Origin of the sequence: Nonomuraea sp. K271 (assembly GCF_009908215.1) — a bacterium.
Taxonomy (GTDB): domain Bacteria; phylum Actinomycetota; class Actinomycetes; order Streptosporangiales; family Streptosporangiaceae; genus Nonomuraea; species Nonomuraea longispora.
The window spans coordinates 15,333-28,251 of sequence record NZ_JAAAHR010000034.1; the positions used below are offsets into that span (position 1 = coordinate 15,333).

Annotated in this window: 10 protein-coding genes; all 10 read right to left on the reverse strand. The window is 70.8% G+C overall.

Going from position 1 to position 12,919, the window contains the following annotated elements:
• Window positions 1–269: 269 nt before the first annotated feature.
• From GUY59_RS14735 to GUY59_RS14780, 10 genes are read right to left on the reverse strand one after another with little or no spacing between them, the layout of a single operon-like run.
• Entirely contained in the window at window positions 270–1,574 is a 1,305-nt protein-coding gene (locus GUY59_RS14735) for a glycoside hydrolase family 28 protein (protein ID WP_138201184.1), read from the reverse strand.
• Entirely contained in the window at window positions 1,571–3,586 is a 2,016-nt protein-coding gene (locus GUY59_RS14740) for a hypothetical protein (protein ID WP_201760881.1), read from the reverse strand. The genes GUY59_RS14735 and GUY59_RS14740 overlap by 4 nt, the downstream gene beginning before the upstream one ends.
• The gene (locus GUY59_RS14745) at window positions 3,583–4,569 is read right to left on the reverse strand and encodes a DUF5605 domain-containing protein (RefSeq protein WP_138201185.1); all 987 of its coding nucleotides are present in this window, start codon (window positions 4,567–4,569) and stop codon (window positions 3,583–3,585) included. Before GUY59_RS14745 ends, GUY59_RS14740 begins: the two co-directional genes overlap by 4 nt.
• Window positions 4,570–4,580: 11 nt before the next feature.
• A complete protein-coding gene (locus GUY59_RS14750) occupies window positions 4,581–5,981 on the reverse strand; it encodes a DUF5060 domain-containing protein (protein ID WP_138201186.1) in 1,401 nt (466 codons plus the stop codon).
• Entirely contained in the window at window positions 5,978–7,426 is a 1,449-nt protein-coding gene (locus GUY59_RS14755; RefSeq protein WP_138201187.1) for an ABC transporter substrate-binding protein, read from the reverse strand. Before GUY59_RS14755 ends, GUY59_RS14750 begins: the two co-directional genes overlap by 4 nt.
• A 14-nt stretch (window positions 7,427–7,440) precedes the next feature.
• Window positions 7,441–8,601 (reverse strand): sialidase family protein, encoded by a 1,161-nt coding sequence (locus GUY59_RS14760; RefSeq protein ID WP_138201188.1) that lies wholly within the window; start codon window positions 8,599–8,601, stop codon window positions 7,441–7,443.
• Window positions 8,602–8,618: 17 nt separating this feature from the next.
• On the reverse strand, window positions 8,619–9,662 hold the full coding sequence (locus tag GUY59_RS14765; RefSeq protein WP_138201189.1) for a sialidase family protein: 1,044 nt from the start codon (window positions 9,660–9,662) through the stop codon (window positions 8,619–8,621).
• The gene (locus GUY59_RS14770) at window positions 9,659–10,708 is read right to left on the reverse strand and encodes an ABC transporter ATP-binding protein (RefSeq protein WP_138201190.1); all 1,050 of its coding nucleotides are present in this window, start codon (window positions 10,706–10,708) and stop codon (window positions 9,659–9,661) included. The genes GUY59_RS14765 and GUY59_RS14770 overlap by 4 nt, the downstream gene beginning before the upstream one ends.
• A complete protein-coding gene (locus tag GUY59_RS14775) occupies window positions 10,705–11,724 on the reverse strand; it encodes an ABC transporter ATP-binding protein (protein WP_138201191.1) in 1,020 nt (339 codons plus the stop codon). The genes GUY59_RS14770 and GUY59_RS14775 overlap by 4 nt, the downstream gene beginning before the upstream one ends.
• 6 nt (window positions 11,725–11,730) lie before the next feature.
• Entirely contained in the window at window positions 11,731–12,918 is a 1,188-nt protein-coding gene (locus tag GUY59_RS14780; RefSeq protein ID WP_138201192.1) for an ABC transporter permease, read from the reverse strand.
• Between the last annotated feature and the right edge of the window lies 1 nt (window position 12,919).

Consider the following 12,919-nt stretch of genomic DNA (forward strand, 5'->3'; position numbering starts at 1 on the left):
GGCCGACATCGGTTCTTCTCTTCGCGGACATCCTTCCCCTGTTCGGCGAACGCCTTGAAATCCTGCATGTGCTGCTGCGACTGCTTGTGGAAGGAACCGGGCATCAGGAGCCCCACCAGCCGCATCAGCAGGCCGCCGAACCGGTATTCGCTCTCGCTCTCCCGACGATCTCGCGGTCGAAGTGGTGAGCAGCGGGTGTGGCTCGGCAGTCCCGACGGGCCCGCGTGGAAGCTCCCGGCTGATTCTGGTTCGTTCACGGTCGGCCCTCATCAGGGCGCGGGACCCACCTTGACGTCCGCGAGGGTCAGGCCGGTCACGTCGGCGGCCACGTCCGCGCGCTGCACGTGGGCGAACGTGCTGTCCCTGATCGTGATGTCCCTCAAGGGCTGTTCGGGATACCCCCGCAGCAGGTACGCGCTGCGCGTCCGGTCGCTGCGCACCCCCGCCACGTTGATGTTGCGGATGGGGGGCGGGTCGTCGCCGTTGTGGCCGTCGCCGTGGTAGAGGTCGATGGAGACGGCTTCCTTGGTCAGCTCGCTGATCTCGACGTCCTTGACGAAGACGTTCTCGACGTAGCCCCCCCGTACGGAGTTCGTCTTGATGTAGAGGCCGAAGTAGAGTCCGGGGCCGCCCCAGCGGCAGCGGCGGACGAAGACGTTGCGGATGCCGCCGGTCGTGTCCGTGCCGATGGCGACCGAGCCGTACCGGTAGCGCATGTCGCAGTCCTCGATCAGCACGTCCTCGCACGGCACCCCCACCCGCCGCCCATCGGGGCCGCGGCCGGCCTTGATGGCGACGCAGTCGTCGCCGACGTCGAAGACGCAGCCCGTGATCACCACCGAGCGGCAGCTCTCGGGGTCGCAGCCGTCGTTGTTGGGCCCGCGAGAGTGGATCGAGACGTTCCTGACGAGGACGTTCTCGCACCGTACGGGATGGATCTCCCACATGGGGGAGCGCACGATGCGCACACCCTCGATGAGCACGTCGCGGCACAGATACGGCTGGATCATGTTCGGGCGCAGGTGGTGGCCCGCGCCGAACACCCGCTCCTCGACCGGCACCCCATCCGCGGCCATCCGCTGCAACGCCGCCCAGTCGTCCGCCTCGTTCGGCATGCCGGGTCGCCAGCCGAAGGCGGGCGTGCCCACCCACCACCACCAGTGCTCGGGCCCGGCCCCGCCGTCGAGCGTCCCGGCGCCTGTGACGGCGATGTTCTCCTGTCCGTGGGCGTAGATGAAGGGGGAGTAGTTGTAACACTCGATGGCGGAGAAGCGGGTGAAGACGGCCGGGAGGTAGTCGGCGGGGTCGGTGCTGAACAGGATCGTCGCGCCCGCCTCCACGTGCAGGTCCACGTTGGAGAGCAGGTGGATCGCGCCGGTGGGGTAGGTGCCGGGCGGCACGCGCACGTGCCCGCCGCCGCTCTCGTGGCACGTCTCGATGGCGGCGCGGAACGCCCTCGTCCACGTCTCCCCGCCGCCGAAGCCGGTCACGTCGAACCACCGGTCGGGGAACTCGGGCGGCCGCACCCGCTTCCGCAGCTCGTCGGCGTACCGCCAGGCCTCTTCCTCGTTCATGCCACCTTCCTCATGCGCAGCGCGTGGTGCAGGGGCAGGGCGATCACCCAGGACGGGTTCCACGTGTTCGCCTCGCCCTTGCGCTGCCAGTTGGTCTGGAAGAATCCTTCGCCCTGCTCGCCGGGGACGTGGAAGCCCCAGTCGCCGGGTTCCGTGCAGATGCCCTGGCCCATGGCGTGCAGGATCGTCTCGGCCCGTTCCGCGTAGTGCGTCCGGCCGGTCATCAGGCCGAACTCCATCAGTTCGGACGTCGGGAAGAACACGTCGAGGTGGTGGTTCTGCACGCTCACCGCGGGCCAGCCGCACGCCTGGAAGCCGCGCCGCCGGAACGTGCTGCCCTCGTCGAACTCGGGCGACCACACGTAGACGAACGTCAGCAGCCAGTCGGCCGCCGTCTCCGCCCACCGCGCGTACGTCTCCCGCCCGGTCAGGCGGTAGAGCTCGAAGGCGGCCTGGAAGTAGTACATCCCGGCCTCCTTGTCCTCGCCGGAGGCGTCGAGGGTGGCGTGGGCGAAGGGCCGCTCGAACGTGGCCGCGTACAGCCGGTGGTAGTGGCCGAGCACCTCCTCCGCGCGCCGCAGCCACACCTTCTCGCCGCCCAGCCGGTACGCGCCCAGCAGCGCCTGCACGCACGCCACCCCCGCCGCGGTGACCATGGGAGAGAACGGGTCGCCGTCCGGGGTCCAGCCGAGGGGGACGACGCCCTCCGGCAGCCGGGTCCGCCAGAAGAACGCGGCGGCGTCCTCCACCGCCTCCTCCCAGTCCGGCGGCACCGGCAGGGCGGCCTCGCGCAACCGCAGCGCGAGCTCGGCCAGGTCGGCGACCGTCTCGCCGTGGGCGCGGCTGGAGACGAAGGCGGCGCCGTCCTTGCGGAACGCCTCCCACCTGTCCTCGTCGAGCAGGTGGCGTCCGTGCCGCAGCCCGCGTACGGGCATCCGGCTGCCCTCGACGTAGAAGGCGGCGGCACGACGAGCTCGCCCGACACGTTCGGGTTCCTCCCGTTCGAGGCCCAGTTCGGCGTCGCAGCGGGCCAGTTTCATGCACTGGCCCGTCCAGCCGTACAGGTACGAGCGGGGCTTGCCGGGCCGGGTGCCGTCGTAGGCGAGGTAGCCCTCGCCCGCCCAGCGCGCGTCCATGGCGTTCGTCTTGAGCCGCACGATCTCGTCCCGGGACAGCGGCCTGGCGCCCGTGTCCCGGTAGAGATCCGTGCGGACGAGCCTGGTGAAGCCGAGGCCGCGCGGCTCCACCGAGCCCCAGTCGAGCGTGTGGCGGGTGGTGACGGTCTCGCCCGGCCCCAGGTCGCGGTAGCCGACGGGCCGGTCCGCCACCTCCGCCTTGCTGACGTAGCAGACGTCCGGCTCGCCGTCGAAGGCGATCACGCCGGTCATCGCCGCGACCGTCAGGCCCGGCGACCGTACGACGCCGAGCGAGCCGTACGCCACGGTGCCGTCGTCGAGCCTGGCCGGCGTGGGGTGGGCGAAGAGGCTGACGTAGCGGCCGTCCCATGCGGCGTTGACGGCGGGGATGGGCAGGCGGTGCTCCTCGCCCACGAACCCCTCGCGCGGCACCTTCCTGCGTGGGTCGGACGAGGGGTTGCCGTTGTAGAGCACGCCGGGCATGGTGACGTGCGCGTCCGTGGTGGGCAGCGGCAGCAGGAGGCCGGCCGCCACGTCGGTGACCTCGTGATCGGCGTCGTTGCGCCAGGTGGTGGTGAGGGTGAGCAGGCCGCCGTGGGCGAAGGCCAGCTCCAGCCGGGCGCTCAGCGGCCCGAGCCCGGCCGTGACCACGACGGTCCCGCCCGCCGTACACACGCGGACGGAGTCGCCGAAGGCCGGCTCGACCCGCCACGGGCGGCCTGTGGAGGCGGTGAGCATGCCGCTCAGCGGCGCCCGCAGGTGCGGCCCGTCCGTGTCGCGGCGGCGCAGCAGCAGCTCGGGCCCGCCCGCGCCGGCCACCACCTCGACGACCTTCCCGCCCGGCTCCTCGACGGCCGTGAGAACGCCCGCCGTCATGGCCGCCGCCGGATCCTGACGGCCTGGCCGACCGTCCCGGGCAGCGGCACCGTGATCGTCCCGCCGTCCAGCACCCCGAGCGGCGTGACGGTCATCTCCCAGGTGTCGATCACCTCGACCTCGTACCGGCCCTGCGGCACCTCGTACGTCCTGTCGGGGAAGCGGTGCTCCCCGCAGTACTCCAGGTAGAACTCCCCGGGCACCTCCAGCATCGGCGCGTCCCGGTCCTGGTAGCGCGCCTCGTCCGGGGTGCCGGCGACGACCTGGCGCAGCAGCGCGAGCCGGGGCACAGCGGCCCCGGTGAGCGTGCCGCCGTCCTGCGACCAGGTCAGCCCGTCGTCGTCCACGTACGACTCGCCGTGCGTAAGGTGGCGTCGGCGCACCGACCCGTCCCAGGCCATGGTGACGACCTTCTCGGGCGGCAGGCTCAGGGATGGGTCCTCGGCGTCGCCCTCGTACCCGCACATGTCCATCAGCACCGGCTTGTGGTGGTCGCGCGTCGCCACCCACGCGTCGCGCGGGCTGGGCGCGCGTACGCTGCCGTGCGTGAACGAGCGCCGCCACAACAGCGGCGAGTCCGCGGGCACGGTGATCGAGAGCGGGTGGTGGCCGGGGTCCTCCTCGGCCACCAGGTCGGCCAGCCGCACCCAGTCGTGCTCGGTGAACGCCGGGAACCGCGAGGGGTCGCCGGACAGCGACCACCACACGTTCGGGTGCGCGGACAGACGCGGCACCACGTCCCGCACGTAGCGGCGGGCGGTCTCGACGTCGGAGACGCCCTCGCCGGGATGCATGAGCACGAGTTCGGCGGTCACGCCGATCCCGGCCAGCTCGGCCACCCGCTCCTCCAGCGCGTCGAGGGAGCACCGGGTGGCGAACGCCGCCATCCGCACCCGCTGGAACGGCGACGACTCCAGCGTGGCGAGGGTCCGCGAGCGCCGCTTCTCGTCGTGCAGGTGCCAGCCGAGCGCGGTGGTCGCCATCGGCCCGATCCTCATCGATCTCCCACTCTCGTCATCCGCAGCGCCAGGTACGGTTCGCGCGGCAGCCCGACCCGCACCCGGTCGCGGTGCACCCCGTCTACCGGGGTGACGGTCATGTTCCAGGTGTCGATCAGCTCGACCTCGTACGCGCCGCCCGCCGGCAGGTCCACCGTGACGTGGGCCGGTTGCCGCCGCCCCAGGTAGCGCAGGAGCGTGCCGTCGGGGCGCTGCTCCACGATCGTGCGCAGGAAGGCGATCCTCGCCGGGCTCTCGCCGTACAGGCCGCCGCCGTTGCCGATCCACGCGCGGTCCTGGAAGCCGGCCAGCGACTCGCCGTGCCCCACGTAGCCGCCGCGCGTCACGCCCTCCCAGAACCGGTCCACCAGCTCCTGGGCGGTGACGTTGCCCCAGCGTTTGCCGATGTTCCCCTCGTAGGAGATCTCGTCGATGACGACGGGCTTGGGGCAGGCCGCCAGCCAGGCGTCCGTCGGGGTGGCGTCCCAGTGCTGGATGCTCTGGTGCGTGATCCACGGCTTGGTGAAGTCGTACAACGACGCGACCTCGAACATGCGGGTCCCGTTGTGGATGGAGCGCAGGTGCTCGTACGGGTCGTGGCGCACGATCGTGCGCAGGATGTCGTCCCAGTCGGCCACGGTCTTGGCCCGGTTGAAGTCGTACTCGTTGGCGGCCGACCACCACACGTTGCGGTAGGCGGACAGCCGGGCGATGACATAGCGCACGAAGGCGTGGTCGACCTCACGGCCCATGTCCTGGAAACCGCGTACGCCGCCGTCGTACGGGTGGAAGAGGATCACGTCCGCCTCCACGCCGATGTCGCGCAGTTCGCGGACCCCGGCCTCCAGGTGGCGGAAGAACACGGGGTTGAACCGGGTCAGGTCCAGCCCGTCCGGGTCCTTCCCGGCGAACGGCACCTCCGGCGGCGTCATCGGGCCCGTCGGCAGCACGCACATGCGCAGCTTGTTGAACGGCGACGACTTGAGCGTCCGCAGCGTCCGGCGTTCCCGCTCCTCGTCCATGTCGTGCGTCCAGTGGTACGCGGTCGTGCCGAACGGCAGGTACGGCGTGCCGTCCGCGTACGCGAAGCCGGTGCCGGCGGCCCGCACGGGGCCGTGGTTGCCCGGGGCGGGCGGCCCCACGTCGAAGCCGCCCGAGCATCCGTCCAACTCTTCCACGTTGCTGACAGTCGTGAACCGCCACGGACCCACCGCGTCCGGCATGAACCGGACGCGGTAGACGCCGTCCCCGTCGTAGAAGCCCTCGGCCTCGACGACGCGGTTGCGGTACTGGTACCGGGCCGACAGGCGAACGTCCGCGAAGGGGTTGCCGCCGGTCGGTCCGGCCAGTTCGATCTCGTGGACGCCCCAGCGTTCCACGGTGGTGGAGAACGTCACCAGTCCTTGCCCGCTTCCGCCTGCGCCTTGATGTAGTTGGGGATGTCCTGCTGCTGGGAGAGGCTCAGCGCCTGCTCGGGCGTGCCGCCGTCACGCAGGATGTGCTGGCGGTAGACCGACCACAGCGGCAGGTCCCAGTACTCGGTGTTCTCGTAGTTCGAGATGGTGGCGTTCTCGCCCCAGTAGACGGCGGAGGTGTCGATGCCGGCCAGTTCGGGGATGGCCGTGCCGAAGCTCCGCACGACCTCGTCGGTCTGCAGGACCGCCTTGAGGCCGTGGCTGGACAGTTCGGTCTGGCCCTCCTCGGAGACCAGCCACTTCACGATCTGCAGGGCCTGGTCCTTCTTGGGTGAGGACGGCGGGATGAACGCGGCCCGCGTGTTCGGCTGGTAGGTCGTCGTGGAGCCCTTCTTGAGCACCGGGACGGCGCTGACGCCGATGTCGACGCTCTTGGCGTGCTCCGCGAAGGAGTCCTCGTCGCCGTCCTCGATGAACAGCTCGCTGCCGGCGTACATGTTGAGCCGCGACAGCGTGTCGACCGCCATGGCCAGGTGGCCCGGCTGGCTCATGTCGCCCTTGAAGAAGTCGGTGACGGTGGTGAAGTCGTTGCGCGGGATCTCCAGGAAGCGGTACAGGTTGTCGACGTACGTCTTCCAGGCGTCACTGCTGATGTCGACCTTGACGTCCTCGGGCGCGGGCTCCTCGCTCGTCGTCGGCTGGAACGGGTAGAGGCCGGCCTGGTTGAAGTCCAGATACTGGTCAGGGTGCTGCATGTAGCCCTTGTAGTGATCCAGGCCGTCGTCCGCGGTCAGCCGCTTGGCCTTCTTGTACGCATCGTCGTACGTCATGCCGGGCTTGGGGTGCTTCACCTTGAACTTGTCGAAGATCTTCTTGTTGTAGAGCAGCACGTGCTCGTCGATGAACAGCGGCACGCCGTAGATCCCGCCGTCGGAGCGCGACCTGGTCAGCTCCACCGCGGAGGTGTTCAGCGTGTTCAGGTCGATGCCGGCCTGTTCAAGGTCGGGGGTGAGGTCGCCGACCCAGCCCATCGGTTCGAGGTCGCGGTCGATGCGGTTCTTCGGATCCTCGATGATGATGTCGGGGACGACGCCGGCGTTCTTGAGCTCGTCGTAGCGGACGGGCAGGTCCCACGTCGCATACTTGATCTTGACGTCGGGGAACGCCGCCCGCAGCTTGTTCCCGATGACCTCGTCGAAGACCCTGGTGCCCTCCCGGGTGTCCTCCGTGACGGTCGACTCGAACGGCTTGTAGTTGGCGGCGAAGATGAACAGCTCGTCGTCGCAGACGCTGAACGGCACGTCGTACTGGTTGGGCACGTCCTTGCAGGCCGCCGGCGGCGAGGAGGTCGCACTGGCGGCGGCGGGGACGGCGGTCGTGACGGCGAGGGCGAGCGCGAGCAGCGCGAAGCCGCGTGACTTCTTCATCAGGTGGGGTCTCCTCAGGGCTGTTTCGCGGGCGAGTAGCTGCACCGGCGCACCACGTCGCGCCGGACGCCGTTCTTGAACTCGGTGATCGTGTGCTCGGGGTAGTTGGACAGCAGGCCCACCGCGTCGCGGAGGTACGGCTCGTTGAAGACCACGTGCCGGATGTTGTTGCGGTTGTAGGAATAGACCATGTGGATGAAGCCGTCGCCGCTCTGCGCCAGCACGGGATAGGTGAACTGCGGCCCCGACTGCGCCTCCACGTCGACGGAGTGCTCCCACGTGCGGCCCTTGTCGGGCGAGAGCGACAGCCGCATGGGGGAGCGGTGCTCGACCCACGGGTTGTAGGCCAGCACGAGCTTGCCGTCGTGCAGCCTGAGCGCGGCGACGCGCGAGTTCGGGTTGCCGATGGGCTCGGCCACGGGGGTGCTCCACGTGCGGGCGAAGTCGGTCGAGTCGCTGGTGTGGATGGCGCCGTCGCCGGTGCGCAGGTAGGCGCGCAGCCGTCCCGGCTCGACCTCCACGACGGTCGGCTGGATCGATCCCTCAGGCGTGCGGATCCAGTCGCCGTGCTCCTCCGGGTACGCCTTCCACGACGACATGTCCTCGCTGAAGACGTAGAAGCCGGAGCTGGAGCCGCCCTCGTCGTAGATGGGCAGCAGCACCTCGCCGTTGGACATGCGGATGGGGTTGGTGCCCACCATCCACCCCCACTCCTCGCGGATGGTGGCGGGGTCGCTCCAGGTCTTCCCGCTGTCGTCCGAGGTGATCAGCCGGATCGGGGCCTGCTCCCAGCCGTGGCCCTCGATCGTCACGAAGAACAGGTAGAGCCGCTTGCCGTCGGACCACAACACGGGGTTGCCGTCGGCCTTACCCGCCTCGTCGAACACCACCTCGGGCGCGGACCACGCGCGCTTGCCCGCCGCCAGCCGCGACAGGTAGAGCGCCTGGTCGGGCGCCCCCTCCGTGGTGCCGCCGTAGTAGACGGTCAGCATGTCGCCGTTCGGCGCCTGCGCCAGGCCGGCCGCGTGCACCTTGGGGACGCCGGGGTCGGGCGCGGCCACGTCCTGACGGCAGGCGTACGAGCCGGTCGGCTCCACCCGTACGTCGCCCTCCCCGGCACCGTCCGCGAGGGTGGAGGGGAGCGCCACGGCCACCGCCGCGGTCCCGAATAACATGCTCTGCCGAAGTTTCATCACAGGCCGATCTCCAGATGTTTGATGGTTTTGCGCAGGTAGGAGAAGGCGACGTCCACGCGCCCGTCGCCGCCGTCGATGACGCTCGGATAGGAGTAGCCGAGCTCGTTCTGCCAGTACTCGTCGTCGGAGTCCTGCAGGACCCGCCGGTACGGCCAGCTCTCGCCGCCGTCGTCCGACACCGCGAGCACCAGAGGGGTGCGCAGCGCCTTCTTGCGCTGCCTGCCGTTCTTGACCACCCACCGGTACTCACCGCGCTCCAGGCTCGCGTCGTTGTAGACGAGCGCCAGCCGTCCGCCCCCGAGCTTCGTGAGCTGGACGGAGGAGTCGTTGTTCGGCAGGTCGGTGCGTTCCGGCGCCGACCAGGTGCGGCCGTCGGCCGAGGTGGAGGCGTAGATCCGCCCTGCCCGCCGGTCGCGGTACATCGCCAGCAGCCGTCCGCCTGGCTGCTCGGCGATGGTCATCTGCACCAGGTCGCCGCTGCCGGGGACCGCGTGCTCGGCCCACGTACGGCCGCCGTCCGCGCTGACCTGGACGACGCTGCGGTCGCCCGCCTTGCCGCAGTGGTAGGCGGGCAGCAGCCACGTCCCGTCCGCCAGGACGAGCGGCGGGTGCCGGACGAAGACGCCCGGTTCGGCGAAGAGCACGTCCGGCTCGCTCCAGGTGCGGCCCGCGTCGGCCGACGTCCTGACCACGACGTGCGCCGTCGTCTGGTCGTACGGCTCGCTGGAGGTGTGCAGCAGCCGGACCAGCCCGTCGCCGCCGTCGAACAGCACCGGGTTCTGCTCGCTGCGCAGCGGGTCGGCGGCGACGAGCAGCGGCGTCTCCCAGCGTTCGCCGGCCAGCCGGGAGACGACCACATCGGTGCCGGGGGAGCCCTCCTCTGGGCCGCTGAACCAGGCGCACAGCAGTTCACCGTCCCGCGTGCGCAGCAGGTTGGCCGCGTGGTTGTCCGGGCCGTGCGGCGCGGGCAGCAGCGCCTCCCGCGTGCCGGGCAGCGTGCCCGACGGACGGAGGACGCCGTCGAAACGGGGGTCGGTCATGCGCTCACCTTCGGGTCCTCGCGCACGTCCGGGTCGGGGACGCCGCGCAACTCCAGTTCCTCCGCGAAATGACAGGCGACGCGGCGCCCTCCGACCTCGCGCAGCGGCGGCGGGTCCGTGCGGCACACGTCCCTGGCGTACACGCAGCGCGGGTGGAAGGGGCAGCCGGGCGGCACGTGCGCCGGGTCGGCGATGTCGCCGAGCAGCTTGATCCGCTCGCGGTGCCTCCTGGCCGCCGGGTCCGGGTCGGGCACCGCCGACAGCAGCGCCTCGGTGTAGGGGTGCAGGGGCCGCCCGTACAGCTCGCCGGTCGGGCCCTGCTCGACGACCTTGCCGAGGTACATCACCGCGACGACGTCGGCGACGTGCTCGATGATGCCGAGGTCGTGGCTGACGAACAGGAAGCCGAGACCCGACTCCTCCTGCAGGTCGGTCAGCAGGTTGAGGATCTGGGCCCGGACCGACACGTCGAGCGCGCTCACCGCCTCGTCGGCGACGACCAGCCGGGGCGACAGGGCCAGCGCCCGCGCGATCCCGACCCGCTGGCGTTCGCCGCCGCTGAAGGCGTGCGGGTAGCGGTCGGCGTACTCGGGGCGCAGGCCGACGCGGTCGAGCAGGTCGCCGACGCGGGCGTGGACCTCCTCCTTGGTGCCGTACCCGTGCGCTCGCATCGGCTCGCCGATGATCTCGCGCAGCGTCTTGCGGGGGTTGAGCGACGAGTGCGGGTCCTGGAAGATCATCCGCACCTGCCCCCGGTACGGCTTGAGCTCCTTCTCCTTCAGCCCCGCCACGTCGATCACCGAGCCGTCCGGCCACCGGTAGAGCATGCGCCCGCCGGAGGGGTCGTGCGCTCGCACGATGCACCGGCCCAGCGTGGTCTTGCCGCAACCGGACTCACCGACCAGGCCGAGCGTGGTGCCCTCCTCGACGGCCAGGTCCACCGCGTCCACGGCCCTGACCGCGCCCACCTGCCGGCCGAGCAGGCCGCTGCGGATGGGGAAGTGCTTGGTCAGCCCTTCGAGCCTGAGCAGGGGTTCCATGCTCATCGCCGCTCCTCCCGCTCCTGCTGTTCGTCGTCGTAGAGGAGGCAGGAGACCTCGCGGTCGCCCACCACGACGCTGCTCGGGGTCACGGTGTCGCACCGGCCGGCCATGGCGCTGTCGCAGCGCGGGTGGAACGTGCAGCCGTCCGGCCGCGCGAACGGCGGCGGCACCATGCCTCTGATCGCCGCCAGCCGGGTGCGCGAGGCGCGTCCGAGCCGGGGCATCGAGCGCAGCAGCGCCTGCGCGTACGGATGCCGGGGGGCGGCGAGCACCTGTTCGGCGGCGCCGTACTCGACCACCCGGCCCAGGTACATGACGGCCATGCGGTCGGCCACCTGCGCGGCCACGCCGAGGTCGTGCGTGATCAACATGATGGCCATGCCGAACTCCGCCTGCAGGTCCCGCAGCAGCTCGAGGATCTGCGCCTGGGTGGTCACGTCGAGCGCGGTCGTCGGCTCGTCGGCGATGAGCAGGCTCGGGCGGCACGACAGCGCCATGGCGATCATGGCTCGCTGCCGCATGCCGCCGCTCAGCTCGAACGGGTAGGCGTCGACCCGGTGCCGGGGCTTGGGGATGCCGACCCGGTCGAGCATGTCGATCGCCCGCTCGCGGGCCTCGGCCTTGCCGACGTTCTCGTGCAGCCGGACCGCCTCGACGATCTGGCTGCCGATGGTGTGCACCAGGCTCAGCGAGGCCATCGGCTCCTGGAACACCATCGCGATGTCCCGCCAGCGCACCTGCCGCAGCAGCCGCTTGTCCGCGCCGACCAGCTCGACGGGCCCGTCCTGCCGGTGCAGCGTGATCCGGCCGCCCTCGATCTGTCCCGGCGGGTCCACCAGGCGCAGGATCGAGCGGGCCATGACGCTCTTCCCGCAGCCGGACTCGCCGACGATGGCCAGCGTCTCGCCCCTGCGCACGCGCAGGTCCACGCCGTCGACCGCGCACACCACGCCGTCGTCGAGCAGGAAGTGGGTACGCAGGTCCGCGATCTCCAGCAGTACGTCGTCCTCTGCGGCCACGACGGCTCACGCTCCCTTCGCGGTGGTCACGGTGGCGGTCGGCGTGGCGGGCGCGGCGGCGCGGCGCCGCCCGAAGAGCCGCCTGCCGCGGGGCCGGTGCCCCGACCTGTACGGGTCCGCCGCGTCCCGCAGCCCGTCGCCGAAGAAGTTCATGGCGACGACGACCACGACCACCGCGACGCCCGGCGCGAGCAGCCACGGCGCGTTGGCGACGACGCGCACGTTCTGCGCGCCCTCCAGCAGCACGCCCCAGCTGACCGCGGGGGCCTGCAGCCCCAGGCCGAGGAAGCTGAGGCTGGTCTCGCCGAGGATCATCCCCGGGATGGCCAGCGAGAGTGAGGCGATGATGTGGCTGGCGAACGAGGGGATCATGTGGCGGAAGATGATCGACAGCCGGCCCACGCCGTCCAGCCGGGCGGCGGTGACGAAGTCCTCCTCGCGCAGCGACAGGAACCGCCCCCGCACGTCCCTGGCCAGCCCGGTCCACCCGATCAGCGACAGCAGCACCGTGATGGCGAAATATCGGGCCAGCGGCCCCCAGTCCGTGGGGAGCGCGGCCGACAGCGCCATCCACAGGGGCAACGTCGGGATCGCCATCAGGAACTCGATGACCCGCTGCACGACGTTGTCGACGCCGCCCCCGAAATATCCGGAAATGCCGCCTATAAGCATGCCGAGTAAGAAGCTGGCGGCGACCCCGACCAGCCCGATCGACAACGACACCCGGGCGCCGTGGATGAGCCTGGACAGCAGGTCCCTGCCGTTCCCGTCGGAGCCCAGCAGGAAGACCGGCTCGCCCTTGGTGACCGGGCCGATCAGGTGGATGTCGGACGGGATCAGGCCGAGCAACCGGTACTCGTCGCCGTGCACGAACAGCCCCACCCTGACCACCTTGGCGGGGTCCTCGGTGTAGGTCTGCGCGTACGTCGTCGCGTCGCGTTCGGTCGTGTACCCGTAGACGTGCAGGCCGTGCTCGCCCGAGTACCGCACCATCTGCGGCGGCGCGTACGTCATCGACGTGTTCGCCGTCGAGCTGGACATCGGCGCGAAGAACTCCGCGAAGATCGCCACGAAGTACACCGGGATCAGGATCGCCGCGCCGGCCATCGCGAGCCGGTGCCGGCGGAACTGCCGCCACATCAGCCGCCACTGCGGCAGCGTCCCTACTTCCTTCGTCGGTCGCCTGAGGAACATG

Coding starts and splice junctions, on each gene's coding strand:
- GUY59_RS14735 (WP_138201184.1), bottom strand. CDS start 1,574: ATGAACGAGGAAGAGGCCTGGCGGTACGCCGACGAGCTGCGGAAGCGG.
- GUY59_RS14740 (WP_201760881.1), bottom strand. CDS start 3,586: ATGACGGCGGGCGTTCTCACGGCCGTCGAGGAGCCGGGCGGGAAGGTC.
- GUY59_RS14745 (WP_138201185.1), bottom strand. CDS start 4,569: ATGGCGACCACCGCGCTCGGCTGGCACCTGCACGACGAGAAGCGGCGC.
- GUY59_RS14755 (WP_138201187.1), bottom strand. CDS start 7,426: ATGAAGAAGTCACGCGGCTTCGCGCTGCTCGCGCTCGCCCTCGCCGTC.
- GUY59_RS14760 (WP_138201188.1), bottom strand. CDS start 8,601: ATGTTATTCGGGACCGCGGCGGTGGCCGTGGCGCTCCCCTCCACCCTC.
- GUY59_RS14765 (WP_138201189.1), bottom strand. CDS start 9,662: ATGACCGACCCCCGTTTCGACGGCGTCCTCCGTCCGTCGGGCACGCTG.
- GUY59_RS14770 (WP_138201190.1), bottom strand. CDS start 10,708: ATGAGCATGGAACCCCTGCTCAGGCTCGAAGGGCTGACCAAGCACTTC.
- GUY59_RS14780 (WP_138201192.1), bottom strand. CDS start 12,918: ATGTTCCTCAGGCGACCGACGAAGGAAGTAGGGACGCTGCCGCAGTGG.